At 71.3% G+C, this 16,122-nt stretch carries 10 protein-coding genes; 4 read left to right on the top strand and 6 right to left on the bottom strand.

The window, feature by feature from the left end; all coding sequences use genetic code 11:
* The first annotated feature begins 10 nt into the window (after positions 1-10).
* Positions 11-1,240 carry a cysteine--1-D-myo-inosityl 2-amino-2-deoxy-alpha-D-glucopyranoside ligase gene (gene mshC, locus DDW44_RS02350; protein ID WP_108905374.1) on the top strand — a complete coding sequence of 410 codons (1,230 nt, stop codon included), beginning with the start codon at positions 11-13 and terminating at the stop codon, positions 1,238-1,240.
* An 87-nt stretch (positions 1,241-1,327) separates the two neighbouring features.
* On the opposite strand, the gene DDW44_RS02345 is transcribed toward mshC, so the two are convergent.
* The 6 genes from DDW44_RS02345 to DDW44_RS02320 form a co-directional block, all read right to left on the bottom strand.
* A complete protein-coding gene (locus tag DDW44_RS02345) occupies positions 1,328-2,485 on the bottom strand; it encodes a PAC2 family protein (protein WP_108905373.1) in 1,158 nt (385 codons plus the stop codon).
* Positions 2,486-3,512: 1,027 nt separating this feature from the next.
* On the bottom strand, positions 3,513-4,187 hold the full coding sequence (locus tag DDW44_RS02340) for a FadR/GntR family transcriptional regulator (RefSeq protein WP_108905372.1): 675 nt from the start codon (positions 4,185-4,187) through the stop codon (positions 3,513-3,515).
* Positions 4,188-4,304: 117 nt separating this feature from the next.
* Positions 4,305-5,915, bottom strand: a complete 1,611-nt coding sequence (locus DDW44_RS02335) for a glycerol-3-phosphate dehydrogenase/oxidase (protein WP_108905371.1) — start codon at positions 5,913-5,915, stop codon at positions 4,305-4,307.
* A 16-nt stretch (positions 5,916-5,931) separates the two neighbouring features.
* Positions 5,932-7,461 (bottom strand): glycerol kinase GlpK, encoded by a 1,530-nt coding sequence (gene glpK / locus DDW44_RS02330; protein WP_017945418.1) that lies wholly within the window; start codon positions 7,459-7,461, stop codon positions 5,932-5,934.
* Between the two features lie 37 nt (positions 7,462-7,498).
* Entirely contained in the window at positions 7,499-8,284 is a 786-nt protein-coding gene (locus DDW44_RS02325) for an MIP/aquaporin family protein (protein WP_017945419.1), read from the bottom strand.
* A gap of 376 nt (positions 8,285-8,660) precedes the next feature.
* Positions 8,661-9,428, bottom strand: coding sequence for an IclR family transcriptional regulator (locus tag DDW44_RS02320; protein ID WP_018891470.1), 768 nt, complete (start codon positions 9,426-9,428; stop codon positions 8,661-8,663).
* Positions 9,429-9,669: 241 nt separating this feature from the next.
* On the opposite strand from DDW44_RS02320, the gene metH reads away from it, so the two are divergent.
* The 3 genes from metH (at position 9,670) to DDW44_RS02305 (ending at position 16,101) form a co-directional block, all read left to right on the top strand.
* Positions 9,670-13,221: a methionine synthase gene (gene metH, locus DDW44_RS02315; protein ID WP_108905370.1), complete on the top strand. Its 3,552-nt coding sequence runs from the start codon at positions 9,670-9,672 to the stop codon at positions 13,219-13,221.
* Positions 13,222-13,325: 104 nt separating this feature from the next.
* Complete coding sequence (locus tag DDW44_RS02310) at positions 13,326-14,027, top strand: HAD family hydrolase (RefSeq protein ID WP_017945422.1); 702 nt, start codon at positions 13,326-13,328, stop codon at positions 14,025-14,027.
* A 472-nt stretch (positions 14,028-14,499) separates the two neighbouring features.
* Complete coding sequence (locus DDW44_RS02305; protein ID WP_108905369.1) at positions 14,500-16,101, top strand: ABC transporter substrate-binding protein; 1,602 nt, start codon at positions 14,500-14,502, stop codon at positions 16,099-16,101.
* The last annotated feature ends 21 nt before the right edge of the window (positions 16,102-16,122 follow it).

Raw genomic sequence — 16,122 nt, 5'->3', positions numbered from 1 at the left:
CGCTCATGACATGCATGCCTGGCCCGCTTCCGAGGTCCCCGCCCTGCCCGGCACGGGCCGCGACCTCCGGATCCACGACACCGCGACCGGCGGTCCTGTGACCCTCGCCCCCGGTCCCGTCGCCCGCATCTACGTCTGCGGCATCACTCCGTACGACGCGACCCACATCGGTCACGCGGCGACCTACAACGCGTTCGACCTCGTCCAGCGCGTGTGGCTCGACACCAAGCGGCAGGTTCACTACGTCCAGAACGTCACCGACGTGGACGATCCGCTCCTGGAGCGCGCCGAGCGCGACGGCCACGACTGGACCGAGCTCGCGGAGCGCGAGACCGCCCTGTTCCGCGAGGACATGACCGCGCTGCGGATGCTGCCCCCGCGGCACTACATCGGAGCCGTCGAGGCCATACCGGGAATCGTCCCGCTCGTCGAGCGCCTCCGTGACGCCGGTGCCGCGTACGAGCTCGACGGCGACGTCTACTTCTCCGTGGAGTCGGACCCCCACTTCGGCGGGGTGTCGCACTACGGCACCGACGTGATGCGCGCGCTGTCCGCCGAGCGCGGCGGCGACCCCGACCGCCCCGGCAAGAAGAACCCGCTCGACCCGATGCTGTGGATGGCGGCCCGGGACGGCGAGCCGAGCTGGGACGGCGGCAGCCTCGGGCGCGGCCGGCCCGGGTGGCACATCGAGTGCGTGGCCATCGCCCTCGACCACCTCGGCATGGGCTTCGACGTACAGGGCGGCGGCTCCGATCTCGCCTTCCCGCACCACGAGATGGGCGCCTCGCACGCCCAGGCGCTCACCGGCGAGCACCCGTTCGCCCGTGCCTATGTGCACGCCGGCATGGTCGCCCTGCACGGCCAGAAGATGTCCAAGTCCAAGGGCAACCTCGTCTTCGTCTCGGCGCTGCGCCGCGACGGCGTGGATCCGGCCGCCATCCGGCTGGCGCTGCTGGCGCACCACTACCGTGCCGACTGGGAGTGGACCGACGAGATCCTCCAGGAAGCGGTGGACCGCCTGGCGCGCTGGCGCGCCGCCGTCTCCCGGCCCGACGGGCCCTCCGCCGACGCCCTCGTCGAGGAGATCCGCGGGGCGCTCGCCGACGACCTGGACGCCCCGGCGGCGCTGGCCGCCGTGGACCGCTGGGCCGAGACGCAGCGGACCGAGGGCGGCACGGACGAGGGCGCGCCCGGTCTGGTGTCGCGCGCCGTGGACGCCCTTCTCGGGGTCGCGCTGTAACCCTGACGGTCGCCGGAAGGTTCGCTCCGGTGGCGCCGGAAACGCCGCCGGGCGCTCACGGCGGCGTTTCGCGTGGCCTCGGAGGAGTCAGTCCTCCGGGGAATCGGATGACCCCGGCGACCCCGGCGACCCCGGCGACCCAGGCGTCCCCGGCGCATCCGGGGAACCGGGCGCGCCGGAGGGCCCGTTGGACTCCGGCCCGCCGGAACCGCCGTCGTCCGCCCGGCCCGTTCCGGATTCCACCGTTCCGGATTCCGCCGTTCCGGATTCCGCCGTCCCGGTCTCACCCGTCCCGGAGTCGGCCCGCGGCGGCCTGGGCGGCTTCGTCAGTCCACCGGCCGTGTCCCGCAGGTACGATCCGTCGCCGCCCTCGGTGGCATGCCCACCCGGTCCCGGCCCGGGTCCGCCGTCCCGCCGGCGCAGATAGCGCTCGAACTCCCGGGCGATGGCCTCGCCGGACGCCTCGGGCAGCTCGGCGGTGTCCCGCGCCTCCTCCAGCGTCTGGACGTACTCCGCCACCTCGCTGTCCTCGGAGGCGAGTTGGTCGACACCGAGCTGCCAGGCCCGTGCGTCCTCGGGCAGTTCACCGAGCGGGATGCGGAGGTCGATGAGGTCCTCCAGCCGGTTCAGCAGCGCCAGGGTCGCCTTGGGGTTCGGCGGCTGGGAGACGTAGTGCGGCACCGCGGCCCACAGCGACACGGCCGGGACCCCGGCATGTGTGCAGGCCTCCTGGAGAATGCCGACGATGCCGGTCGGGCCCTCGTAGCGGGTCTCCTCCAGGTCCATCGTCCTGGCCAGATCCGGATCCGAGGTGACACCGCTCACCGGAACGGGACGCGTGTGCGGGGTGTCGCCGAGCAGTGCGCCCAGGATCACCACCATCTCGACGCCCAGCTCATGGGCGAAGCCCAGCAGCTCGTTGCAGAACGAGCGCCAGCGCATCGAGGGCTCGATCCCGCGGACCAGCACCAGATCGCGGGGCTTCTCCCCGCCGACCCGCACCACGGAGAGCCGCGTCGTGGGCCAGGTGATCTTCCGGACCCCGCCGTCCAGCCACACCGTGGGCCGGTTGACCTGGAAGTCGTAGTAGTCCTCGGCGTCGAGCGCCGCGAAGACCTCGCCCTTCCACTCGCGGTCCAGGTGCGCGACCGCGGTGGAGGCGGCGTCGCCTGCGTCGTTCCAGCCCTCGAACGCGGCCACCATGACCGGGTCGATCAGCTCGGGAACCCCCTCGAGCTCGATCACCCAGGCCTCCTTCCGACGTTCCCTTTCGTACGCCCCAACCTTACGGCTTCACGGGCGCCCACCTGCAGTCCCCGTGCGCGGCGCGGGGAACTTCCATACGGCAGCGGCAGGGGCCGGAGGAATACCGGTTCCGGCCGAAGATCGGTCCGAGCTGTCATCGGAGGTCCCTCCGCCGAACCAGGTCCTGCGGCCTCCTGCGGCGCCATACATCGGATGACCGGGAGGGCTCGTCCCCGGCGGCGTGCGAGCCGGTCCACCACCGCCCGAGGCCGCCGGGGGGCGCGCGCCGGACTCCGCCGTGCCCGGCGTCCGGGGGCGTGGACGCGCCTGGCCGCCGCGCGGCACGGGGTCCTCGACGCCCGCTTCGCGCTGCGGATCGGCCCGGCGACTCGGCGCCCGGATCGGCCCGGCGGCTCGGGCGCCGTTCGTACCGCCGAACCCCGGGAGCCGGGCAGGTTCCCACCCGTGCGGCAGCCGTCGGCACCCCTCGGTGAGCCGTCGGTGCCCGGCCGCGGCTCCGTCCCCGCCTTCAGCGAGGCCCGGGCATCCAGTACGTCGACCACCTCCACGGGTACGCCACCGGACCGGCGTCGTCGGGCGCCGGGCAGCCGTATGCCGCCAGCCGTACCCGTTTTCCCCTCTCCCACTCCCATGCGACCCGAGTCGTTCGACGCGCTGTTCGCAGCGAGGCCGTGGCCTCGGCGCACCCGTGCGACGGCCGGCCCGTGCGCGAACGGCCGGAATCCGGCGCCGCGGTCCGGGCGGCGGCGTCCGGGCGGCGGCGTCCCGGCCTGCCGCGGACGCCGGGGTCCAACGCCCCGTTCGCGAGCCGGGAGAAGCAGCAACGGGGCGCGGTGGGACGGGTCTTGGCGGCGGCGGGACGGTGGGACGGGGCGCGACGTACCGGGGGGAGAGCGGGACGGGTCACGTTGTACGCAGGGAGAGCGGGCCGGGGCGCGACATACCGGGGGGAGAGAGCGGGGCTCGGGCGCGGTGGACGAGCGGGACAGCCGACGGGGCTGCGGCGTCAGAGCGCGGACCTCAGCTCCCGTTCCACGCTCGCGATGTGCACCGTCGCCCATGACCGGGCCGCCTCGGCGTCCCGGTCGCGCAGCGCCGCCAGGATCGCCCGGTGCTCGTGGAGCATCCGGCCGGCCGCGCCCTCCTGGGTGGGGCCGGGCCACACCCGGGCCCCGGCGGTCGGCCCGGAGAGCCCGTCAAGCAGGGCGCAGATCACCGAGTTGCCGGACGCCCGCACGATCCTCCGGTGGAACTCCACCTCGGCGGCGGCCAGTTCGGCCGCGGGGGAGTGCGTACCGAGGGCGTCGAGCCGTGCGGAGAGCCGGCCGAGTTCGTGGTCGCCGATGGCGGACGCCGCCATCGCCGTGGCGGCCGGCTCCAGGACCCGGCGAACGGCCAGGAACTCGAGGACCGCGTCCTCACGGTGGAAGTCGACGACGAAGCCCAGCGCCGCCGCCAGCAGGAGCTGCGGATCCAGGCTGCCGACGTAGGTACCGTCGCCCTGGCGCACGTCGAGGATGCGGAGCAGTGACAGCGCCCGGACGGCCTCGCGGAGCGAGTTCCTCGACAGGCCCAGCCCGGCGGCGAGTTCGCTCTCCCTGGGGAGCCGGTCGCCGGGCCTCAGCGCACCGGAGACGATCATGCCCTTGATCTTCTCGATGGCCTCGTCGGTGACGGCCACGGCCTCCCCCCTTCGCCCCCTCGCCCTCGCGCCATCCGCTGCCCGAGCGTACAACGAGGGCGGCTCCCCACAGGAAGCCGCCCTCGCCGTGCGGACCGTGCCCGCTACGGTCCCGTATCAGGCCCGCTTCTTCAGCAGGTCGTCGACCTTCCCCCGGACCTCGTTGGTGGCGAGACCACGGATCGTCAGCGTGGTGCGGCGGCGGAGCACGTCGTCCGCCGTCTCGGCCCACTCGTGGTCGCGCGCCCACACCACCTGGGCCCAGATCTCCGGCGCGTCCGGGTGGATCCGCTCGGCCAGGTCGGGGTTCTCGTTCGCCAGCCGCGCGATGTCGAAGGACAGCGAGCCGTAGTGCGTGGCGAGGTGGCGCGCGGTGTCGGCCGCCATCCGGGGCCCGGGCGCCGGCGCGTCCACCAGCAGCCGGTGCGCCACGGCGCGCGGGTTGGAGATGCCGGGCAGCGGGAGCTTCTTCGGCAGTTCCGAGATCGGCTCCATGTCGTCGGCGAGCGGCCGGCCGGGCAGTTCGGCCAGCTTGTTCAGCACCGTGCGGCCGATGTGGCGGAACGTCGTCCACTTGCCGCCGGCCACCGACAGCATGCCGCCGCGGCCCTCGGTGACCACGGTCTCCCGCTTGGCCTTGGAGGTGTCGCCGGGACCGCCCGGCAGCACCCGCAGCCCCGCGAAGGAGTAGGTGATCAGATCGCGCGACAGCTGCTGGTCGCGGATGGAGAAGGCGGCCTCGTCGAGGATCTGGGAGATGTCCTTCTCGTTGACCGCCACGTCCGCCGGGTCGCCCTCGTACTCCTCGTCGGTCGTGCCGAGCAGCAGCATGTCCTCCCAGGGGAGGGCGAAGGTGATGCGGAACTTGTCGATCGGGGTGGCCAGCGCGGCCTTCCACGGCGAGGTGCGCTTGAGCACCAGGTGCGCGCCCTTGGAGAGACGGATCGAGGGTGCCGCGTTCGGGTCCTCCATCCTGCGCAGGTGGTCCACCCAGGGGCCGGTCGCGTTGAGGACCAGACGGGCGGTGACGCCGAACTCGGTGCCGTCCGTGCGGTCCTTCAGCTCGGCGCCGGTGACCCGGCCCTCGGTGAAGCGGAGCCCGGTGACCTCGGCGTGGTTGAGGACGACCGTCCCCGACTCGGCGGCCGCGCGGACCGCCATCAGGGCCATGCGCGCGTCGTTCATCTGGTCGTCGCCGTAGACGGCGACCGCCTTCAGGTTCTCCGTGCGCAGCTCGGGCACGTCGCGCTGGGCCTTGGCGGGGGATATGACGTGGCCGACGCCGTCGCCGAACGCGGAGAGGGCCGAGTAGGCGAAGACACCCGCGCCGAGCTTGGCGGCGCCGTGCGGCCCGCCCTTGTAGACGGGCAGGTAGAAGGTGAGCGGGTTGGACAGGTGGGGGGCAACCTCCCGGGAGAGGGCGCGGCGCTCGAAGTGGTTCTCCGCCACCAGCTTCACGGCGCCGGTCTGCAGGTAGCGCAGACCGCCGTGGAGCAGCTTGGAGGAGGCGGAGGAGGTGGCGCCGGCGAAGTCGCCGGCCTCCACCAGCGCCACCCGCAGCCCGGCCTGCGCGGCGTGCCAGGCCGTGGAGATGCCCAGGATGCCGCCGCCAATCACCAGGAGGTCGTAGGTCGCCCTCGCAAGCTGCTCCCTCGTCTCGGCGCGGCTCGGGAGTGAACCGGAGGCCGGGTGCGTCCCCAGCGAGGGGACGCTCTGCAGGGTGGTCATTCTCGATTGCTCCTCGTCAGCTGTCGTCGTGCTCGAGCCAGCCCATGGTCCGTTCGACGGCCTTGAGCCAGAACTTGTACTCGTGATCGCGCTTGGCAGCGTCCATGTGGGGGGTCCACTCGGCTGCCCTGCGCCAGTTGGCGCGGAGCGCGTCGGTGTCGGGCCAGAAGCCGACGGCCAGGCCGGCGGCGTAGGCGGCGCCGAGGCAGGTGGTCTCGGCCACCATCGGACGCACCACGGGCACGTCCAGGAAGTCCGAGAGGGTCTGCATCAGCAGGTTGTTGGAGGTCATTCCGCCGTCGACCTTCAGCGCGGTCAGCTCGACGCCGGAGTCCTTGGTCATGGCGTCCGTGATCTCGCGCGTCTGCCAGGCCGTGGCCTCGAGCACGGCGCGCGCGATGTGCGCCTTGGTGACGTAACGGGTCAGGCCGGCGATCACACCGCGGGCGTCGGAGCGCCAGTACGGGGCGAACAGGCCGGAGAACGCCGGGACGAAGTAGGCGCCGCCGTTGTCCTCGACGGACGCGGCGAGCGTCTCGATCTCGGGCGCGCTGTTGATCAGTCCCATCTGGTCGCGCATCCACTGCACCAGGGCACCGGTGACGGCGATGGAGCCCTCGAGCGAGTACACCGGGGCCTCGTCGCCGATCTTGTAGCCGACGGTGGTGACCAGACCGGAGTAGGAGTTGATGATCTTGCTGCCGGTGTTCATCAGCAGGAACGTGCCGGTGCCGTAGGTGGACTTCGCCTCACCCTCGGAGAAGCACGTCTGGCCGAAGAGCGCGGCCTGCTGGTCGCCCAGCGCCGAGGCGACCGGGACGCCCGCCAGGACGCCCTCCTTGACCTCTCCGTACACCTCGGCGGAGGAACGGATCTCCGGGAGGACCTCCATCGGCACCTCCATGGACTGGGCGATCTTCTCGTCCCACTCCATGGTGTGGAGGTTCATCAGCATGGTGCGCGAGGCGTTGGTGACGTCCGTGACGTGCCGTCCGCCGTTGACACCGCCGGTCAGGTTCCAGATGACCCAGGAGTCCATGGTCCCGAAGAGGATGTCGCCGCGCTCGGCGCGCTCGCGCAGTCCCTCGATGTTGTCGAGCATCCAGCGGACCTTGGGTCCGGAGAAGTAGCTCGCCAGCGGCAGTCCGGTCTCGCGGCGGAAGCGGTCCTGGCCGACGTTGCGCCCCAGCTCCCGGCAGAGCGCGTCGGTGCGGGTGTCCTGCCAGACGATGGCGTTGTGGACGGGCTCACCGGTGTTCTTGTCCCAGAGGAGCGTCGTCTCGCGCTGGTTGGTGATGCCGACGGCCTTGACGTCCGCCGCGGTGATGCCGCCCTTCTCGATGGCCCCGGCGACCACCTCCTGGACGTTGTTCCAGATCTCGGTGGCGTTGTGCTCCACCCAGCCCGGCTTCGGGAAGATCTGCTCGTGCTCCTTCTGGTCGACGGAGACGATCCGGCCGTCCTTGTCGAAGACGATGCAGCGGGACGAGGTGGTGCCCTGGTCGATGGCCGCGATGAACGGGCCGGCGGTGTGTGCGTCGGTCACGGTGTGCTCCTGGAGGTTCTGAGGGGAGGCGTACGGCTCACGCGAACGCGATGTTGTAGATACCCGCGGCGATGGCCGCGCCGATCAGCGGTCCCACGACCGGCACCCAGGCGTAGCCCCAGTCGGAGCCGCCCTTGTTCGGCATCGGGACCAGCGCGTGCACGATGCGCGGGCCGAGGTCGCGGGCCGGGTTGATGGCGTAACCCGTCGGACCGCCGAGGGAGAAGCCGATGGAGACCACGACGAACGCGACGATCAGTCCGCCGAGGGTGCCGAGGCCCTTGCCGCTGTCGTTCAGGCCCATGGTGAGCACCGCGAGGACCAGCACGACGGTCGCGATGATCTCGGTGACCAGGTTCTGCCAGTAGACCCGGATCTCGGGACCGGTGGAGAAGACGCCGAGCACGGGGCCGGCGTTCGGGGCGGACCGCTCGTCGACCAGGCCCTCCTCGAGCGGCGGCGGAACGAGTTCCGGATCCATCAGGTGGGCCTTGAACTGGCCGTAGTAGGTGAGCCAGGCCAGGAAGGCACCGAGCATGGCGCCGATCAGCTGGCCGGCGAAGTAGATCGGGACGTTGCCCCACTCACCGCTGGTGATCGCGATGCCGAGCGTGACCGCCGGGTTGATGTGCGCACCGGACATGGGGCCGGCGATGTAGACCGCGGTCATGACCGCGAAGCCCCAGCCGAGTGCGATGGCGACCCAGCCGGCGCCCTGCGCCTTGGAGCGCTTCAGTACGACGGCGGCGACCACGCCGGCGCCGAGCAGGATGAGTACGGCGGTACCAATGATCTCGCCGATGAAGATGTCGGAGCTGGACACCCGCGACTCCTTTGTCCTTCGTCCAGGGGAAGGCGAACCAACGGGTCCCTCCGTGGTCCGCGCCCTCGGGGTGAGAGCGATACCGGCCCTTGGCGTTGCCACACTCTAGCGCTTATTGCCGGTAGGTGTTCGACAATGCCGACCGATGAACGGCAGTTTTGTCCTCTGGTTAACACGGCGTCAAGGGTTGTGTGGCCGAAAACCGTTTCGTTATCGATGGTGCGCCCGGACGGGCGAAATCGCCCGCTGTGGGGGTATCGGCCGGTCGGGTGCGAGTGACGGCCGTGTTACGGAACGGCACCGGAGGGGTGCGCCCGCGGTGTGTGCGGCGGACGGGGACGCCCGGCGCCCGCGGGGGTGCCCGGACGGGGCGCGCTCAGAAGCGGCCCGCGCCCAGGTCCCGGGAGACCGCGCGGGCGCAGTCCCGCACCGCGGCGACCAGCTCCGCCCGGAGCTCCTTCCCGTTGTCGCACACGCGTTCGACGGCGCCGGTGATGGCGATGGCGCCGACCGGCATCCTCCGCCGGTCGTGGATGGGCGCCGCCACGGCCGCGACGCCCTCCCAGGTCTCCTCCACGTCGCAGGCCCACCCCCGTGCCCGGGTCAGGTCGAGCTCGCCCTCGAAGGCCCGCAGGGCGGTCACGGTGCGCGGGGTGAACGCCTCCCGGTCGATCTCCAGTACCTCGCTGTGCGCGACCGGGTCGTAGGCGGAGAGCACCTTGCCCAGGGCCGTGGAGTGCAGTGGCTGCATCGCGCCCACCTCGAGCACCTGCCGGCTGTCGTCCGGCCGGAAGACGTGGTGGACGATCAGGACGCCCTGCTGGTGCAGCACGCCCAGGTGGACGCTCTCGCCGCTGGAACGGGCCAGGTCGTCCGTCCAGACCAGGGCCCGGGCCCGCAGCTCGTGGACGTCCAGGTAGCTGTTGCCGAGCCTCAGCAGCTCCGCGCCCAGCTGGTAGCGCCCGGAGGCGGGGTCCTGCTCGACGAACCCCTCCGCCTGGAGGGTGCGCAGGATGCCGTGGGCGGTGCCCTTGGCCAGTTCCAGAGAGGAGGCGATGTCCGACAGGCCGAGACGGCGCTCGCCACCCGCGAGCAGGCGCAGCATCGCCGCCGCCCGTTCCAGTGACTGGATGTTCTTCGCCATCGTCCCGGCCCTTCTACCCAACCTCGTTCGACAATGCTGAACACTATCGGCCGATGCCGAATCGGTGTTACTGCCCGAACAGTGTGGCAACACCATGCTCACGCGGTCATCACCAGGGACACACGGAGTCCACCTCCTGGACCGCTCCGCCGCGGCGGGTCCGGCACGGCTACGCTGGCCGGGTGCGCCTTCCACGGGAAGCCGCAAAGCCGACAGCCGTCGCACTCCAGGGAGCACCTTCATGGACTCGTTGCCCACCCCTTCCGCCGACAGCCCGACCTCTCCGGGCAGCGGTACCCCCCAGGACAGCCGGACCCGCTCCGAGGCGCTGCGTCACGCGCTGGCGACGCGCGTGGTGGTCGCGGACGGCGCGATGGGCACCATGCTGCAGGCGCAGGATCCGAGTCTGGAGGACTTCGAGAACCTGGAGGGCTGCAACGAGATCCTCAATGTGACCCGCCCGGACATCGTCCGCTCGGTCCACGCCGCCTACTTCGATGTGGGGGTGGACTGTGTCGAGACCAACACGTTCGGGGCGAACTTCGCGGCGCTCGGCGAGTACGAGATCGCCGACCGGGTCCACGAGCTCTCGGAGGCCGGCGCCAGGATCGCCCGCGAGGTCGCGGACGAGTTCACGGCCGCCACGGGGCAGCAGAGGTGGGTGCTCGGTTCGATGGGGCCGGGGACGAAGCTGCCCACGCTCGGTCACGCCCCGTACACCGTGCTGCGCGACGCCTACCAGCAGAACGCGGAGGGGATGATCGCGGGGGGTGCCGACGCCCTGCTGGTGGAGACCACCCAGGACCTTCTGCAGACCAAGGCGTCCGTCCTCGGCGCCCGCCGTGCCATGGCCGCCGTCGGCGTCGATCTGCCGCTGATCTGCTCGGTCACGGTGGAGACGACGGGGACGATGCTGCTGGGTTCGGAGATCGGCGCGGCGCTGACGGCGCTGGAGCCGCTCGGCATCGACATGATCGGGCTGAACTGCGCCACCGGCCCGGCGGAGATGAGCGAGCATCTGCGCTACCTGGCCCGGCACGCGCGGGTGCCGCTGTCCTGCATGCCCAATGCCGGCCTGCCGGTGCTGGGCAAAGACGGTGCGCACTACCCGCTGACCGCCGCCGAACTGGCCGATGCCCAGGAGACGTTCGTGCGTGAGTACGGGCTGTCCCTGGTCGGCGGCTGCTGCGGTACGACGCCGGAGCATCTGCGGCAGGTGGTGGAGCGGGTGCGGGACCTGACCCCGGGCGAGCGCCGCCCGCGGCCCGAGCCGGGTGCCGCGTCGCTGTACCAGACGGTGCCGTTCCGCCAGGACACCTCCTACCTGGCCATCGGCGAGCGGACGAACGCCAACGGGTCGAGGAAGTTCCGCGAGGCGATGCTGGAGGGCCGCTGGGAGGACTGCGTCGAGCTGGCCCGGGAGCAGATCCGCGAGGGCGCGCACATGCTCGACCTGTGCGTCGACTACGTGGGCCGGGACGGCGTGGCGGACATGGAGGAGCTGGCGGGCCGGTTCGCCACGGCCTCGACGCTGCCGATCGTGCTGGACTCCACCGAGGTGGAGGTCATCCGGGCCGGTCTGGAGAAGCTCGGCGGCCGCGCGGTGATCAACTCGGTGAACTACGAGGACGGCGACGGGCCCGAGTCGCGGTTCGCGAAGGTCACGGCGCTGGCCCGGGAGCACGGCGCCGCGCTGATCGCGCTCACCATCGACGAGGAGGGCCAGGCCCGGACCGCGGAGAAGAAGGTCGAGATCGCGGAGCGGCTGATCGCGGACCTGACCGGCAACTGGGGTGTCCTTGAGTCGGACATCCTCATCGACACGCTCACCTTCACCATCTGCACCGGCCAGGAGGAGTCGCGCGGGGACGGCATCGCCACCATCGAGGCGATCCGCGAGCTCAAGCGCCGCCACCCGGAGGTGCAGACCACACTGGGCCTGTCGAACATCTCCTTCGGGCTCAACCCGGCCGCGCGGATCCTGCTGAACTCGGTGTTCCTGGACGAGTGCGTGAAGGCCGGGCTGGACTCGGCGATCGTGCACGCGAGCAAGATCCTGCCGATCGCCCGCTTCGAGGAGGAGCAGGTCGCCACCGCGCTGGACCTGATCTACGACCGCCGCGCCGAGGGGTACGACCCGCTGCAGAAGCTGATGGCGCTGTTCGAGGGTGCGACGGCGAAGTCGCTGCGGGCGGGCAAGGCCGAGGAACTGGCCGCGCTGCCGCTGGAGGAGCGCCTGAAGCGGCGGATCATCGACGGGGAGCGCAACGGCCTGGAGGCCGACCTGGACGAGGCCCTGCGGGAGCGGGCCGCGCTGGACATCGTCAACGACACCCTGCTGGACGGGATGAAGGTGGTCGGCGAACTGTTCGGCTCCGGGCAGATGCAGCTGCCGTTCGTACTCCAGTCGGCCGAGGTGATGAAGTCGGCGGTCGCCCACCTGGAACCGCACATGGAGAAGTCGGATGCCGAGGGCAAGGGCACGATCGTGCTGGCCACCGTGCGCGGTGACGTGCACGACATCGGCAAGAACCTGGTCGACATCATCCTCTCCAACAACGGCTACAACGTGGTCAACCTCGGGATCAAGCAGCCCGTGTCGGCGATCCTGGAGGCCGCGGAGGAGCACCGGGCCGATGTGATCGGCATGTCCGGGCTCCTGGTGAAGTCCACCGTGATCATGAAGGAGAACCTGGAGGAGCTCAACCAGCGCAAGCTGGCCGCCGACTACCCCGTCATCCTCGGCGGCGCGGCCCTCACCCGCGCCTACGTCGAGCAGGACCTCCACGAGATCTACGAGGGCGAGGTCCGCTACGCCCGCGACGCCTTCGAGGGCCTCCGGCTGATGGACGCCCTCATCGCGGTCAAGCGCGGCGTCCCCGGCGCCGCCCTCCCCGAGCTGAAGCAGCGCCGGGTGCGCAGTGCCGCCACCGCGGTCGTCGAGGAGCGGCCGGCGGAGCAGGGCGCCGCGCGCAGCGACGTCGCGGTCGACAACCCGGTGCCGGAGCCCCCGTTCTGGGGCACGCGGGTCGTCAAGGGCATCCAGCTCAAGGAGTACGCCTCCTGGCTGGACGAGGGCGCGCTCTTCAAGGGCCAGTGGGGCCTGAAGCAGGCCCGTACCGGCGACGGTCCCTCCTACGAGGAGCTGGTGGAGAGCGAGGGCCGCCCGCGGCTGCGGGGCTGGCTCGACCAGCTGCACACCCGGAACCTGCTCGAAGCCGCCGTCGTCTACGGCTACTTCCCCTGTGTGTCCAAGGGCGACGACCTGATCCTGCTCGACGAGGCCGGCAACGAGCGCACCCGCTTCACCTTCCCGCGCCAGCGCCGCGGCCGCCGGCTGTGCCTCGCCGACTTCTTCCGCCCCGAGGAGTCCGGCGAGAGGGACGTCGTCGGCCTCCAGGTCGTCACCGTCGGCTCCAGGATCGGCGAGGCCACCGCCGAGCTCTTCGCCTCCGACTCCTACCGCGACTACCTCGAACTCCACGGCCTGTCCGTCCAGCTCGCCGAGGCCCTCGCCGAGTACTGGCACGCCCGGGTGCGCGCCGAACTCGGCTTCGGCGGCGAGGACCCGGACCAGATCGAGGACATGTTCGCCCTGAAGTACCGCGGAGCCCGCTTCTCCCTGGGCTACGGCGCCTGCCCCGACCTGGAGGACCGCGCCAAGATCGCCGAGCTGCTGCAGCCCGAGCGCATCGGGGTGCAGCTCTCGGAGGAGTTCCAGCTCCACCCCGAGCAGTCCACCGACGCCATCGTGATCCATCACCCGGAGGCGAAGTACTTCAACGCGCGGTGACGTATCGCGCGCTTCGGCCGCGCGCGACGTACACTGGTCGGTCCCATACAGGCCGGTCGCCCGATTTGGCGGCCGGCCTGCGCGTCCCCGATGGAGGTGTCCGGATGACCAGTACGGTCCCCGCGTCCCTGGCCCGTGCGGCGGGCGGCTCCGCCCTGCAGGCCGTCTTCCTCGACATGGACGGCACTCTGGTGGACACGGAGGGCTTCTGGTGGGACGCCGAGCGTGAGGTCTTCGCCGACCTCGGGCACGAGCTGGACGAGGCATGGCGTGACGTGGTGGTGGGCGGCCCGATGACCCGGAGCGCCGGCTACCTGATCGAGGCGACCGGCGCCGACATCACCCTCGCCGAGCTGACGGTGCTGCTCAACGAGCGCTTCGAGCACCGCATCGCCCGCGGTGTGCCCCTGATGCCCGGGGCCGAGCGCCTGCTGGCCGAGCTGGCCGCGCACAACGTGCCCACGGCCCTGGTCTCCGCCTCCCACCGGCGCATCATCGACCGGGTGCTGGCCTCGCTGGGCCGCGATCGCTTCGCGCTGAGCGTCGCGGGGGACGAGGTGCCCCGTACCAAGCCCCACCCCGACCCGTATCTGCTCGCGGCCCGCGGGGTGGGCGCCGACCCCTCCCGCTGCGCCGTCATCGAGGACACGGCCACCGGAGTGGCCGCCGCCGAGGCGGCCGGCTGCCGGGTCGTGGCGGTGCCGTCCGTGGCGCCGATCGCGCCTGCCGACGGCCGTATCGTCGTCGGCTCGCTCGAGGAAGTGGATGTGTCCTTTCTGCGCACACTGATGACGCGGATGAACTGAATCTTTCACGGAGCGTGCAGAGGAATATCCACGGGAACCAAGGGCAGTGAACCGTGTATTTTCCGTGACCATCCAGCTTTCGTGATGTTCGTCACGCGTGCCGCTGCATAAACAGCGCGGCCATGACAGCGGCGGTCCGATGTGCGGTGATTCGGGTGGGCCCATGTGTCCGCATTGGTGGATGCGTGTACGAATCATTCCCGCGCGTGAATATCGACTCCCCGCCATGCCCGCTCATTGCCGCGCGGTCCCCAACTGGGGCCCGGTCGGGCGTTCCTGGCTCAGCCACTAATCTCGTCGCGAGAGCTTCGCCGCACCACCGACGTGTCACGGGGACCACCTTCGTCACCGTGTCCGCAGGACCGATCGCCCCGTATTCCGGCCCGATCGCACCGCCCCGAACGGGCGGCCGCGGCGGAGCATCCCGCAACCGCTGTACCCCAGTGAGGGAACCGAGGGAGAAACGTCCAGGATGGACCGCAAGACACTGGTGCTGCCGGCCCTGGCCGGCCTGCTCGCCCCCGTGCTCGCCGCCTGTGGCACGACGCCCGGGGCGCCGGACGGAGGCGACGCCATTGTCGTCGGGACCACGGACCGGTTCGTGGCCGGCAGCGGGACCCCCGCACCCTTCGACCCCGCCTTCGCCTACGACACCGGCGCCTGGAACATACTGCGCCAGACCGTGCAGACGCTGATGCACATACCCCGCGGCGGCGGCCGGCCGGTCCCCGAGGCCGCCTCGCGCTGCGAGTTCACCGACACCCGCAGCCAGACCTACCGCTGCCTCCTGCGCGACGGACTCACCTTCGCCGGGGGCGAGCCCGTCACCGCCGAGGACGTCGTGTTCTCCATCGAGCGCGTGCGGGACATCAAGTCCGACAACGGCACGGCCGCGCTGCTCTCCACCGTCGACACCGTCGAGGCCAGGGGGGAGAAGGAGATCGTCTTCCGGCTGACCGCGCCGGACGCGACCTTCCCGTACAAGCTCTCCACACCGGTCGCCGGCATCGTCAGCCGCGACAGCTACGACGCCGGGGAACTGCGCGAGGGCTTCCGGGTCGACGGCTCGGGCCCGTACACGATGACCGCCGAGACCGACGGCGACAGGCTCGTCCGGGCCGTCTTCACCAGGAATCCCGACTACAAGGGCGATCTGAGGGTCCGCAACGACCAGGTCGAGCTCCGCACCTTCGCCGACGCCGAGGCCATGGGGGAGGCCCTGGCCTCCGGCGAGATCGACATGATGGCCCGCACCATGTCCCCGGAGCAGATCAGGGACCTGCAGGAGCACCCGAAGGACGGCGTCGAGCTCACCGAGGTCCCCGGGCTGGAGATCCGCTACCTCGGCTTCAACACCGAGCACCCCTCCGTCAGGGACAAGGCGGTCCGCCAGGCCGTCGCCTCCGTCGTGGACCGGGGCAGGATCGCCGGCAAGGTGTACGGCGCCACCGCCGAGCCGCTGTACTCGCTGATCCCCACGAGCATCACCGGCCACACCAACGCGTTCTTCGAGCGCTACGGCGAGCCCGACCGCCGCAGGGCGGCCCGCATCCTGGAGAAGGCCGGCATCGCCACCCCGGTGAAGCTCGACCTCCACTACACGACGGACCACTACGGCTCCGCCACCGCCGAGGAGTTCGCGGCGCTGCGCGACCAGCTCAACGCCGGCGGGCTCTTCGACGTGACGGTCGAGGGCACGGAGTGGTCCGAGTACCGTCCCGCGCAGAAGCGGGGCGACTACGCCGTCTACGGCCTGGGCTGGTTCCCCGACTTCCCGGACCCGGACAACTACATCGCCCCGTTCCTGGACGAGGACAACTTCCTCAACACCCCCTATGTGAGCACCGCCGCGCGCAATCAGCTCATCCCGGAGTCCCGCCGCAAGGCCGACCGCAGTGCCGCCGCCCTCCCCTTCGCCAGGCTCCAGGACATCGTCGCCGACGATGTCCCGGTGCTGCCGCTGTGGCAGGGCAAGCAGTACGTCGCCGCCCGGACGGACGTCAACGGAGTCGAGTGGACGCTGAACGCCTCCTCCGACCTCCAGTTGTGGGAACTCGAGCGCGGCACCGCCTGACCCTTCATGACCCGGTCGCGA

It is taken from the genome of Streptomyces tirandamycinicus (assembly GCF_003097515.1).
In the GTDB taxonomy this organism is placed as follows: Bacteria; Actinomycetota; Actinomycetes; order Streptomycetales; family Streptomycetaceae; genus Streptomyces; species Streptomyces tirandamycinicus.
The sequence above is the reverse complement of the archived record's forward strand: the minus strand, read 5'-3'. Positions and strand labels throughout refer to the sequence as shown.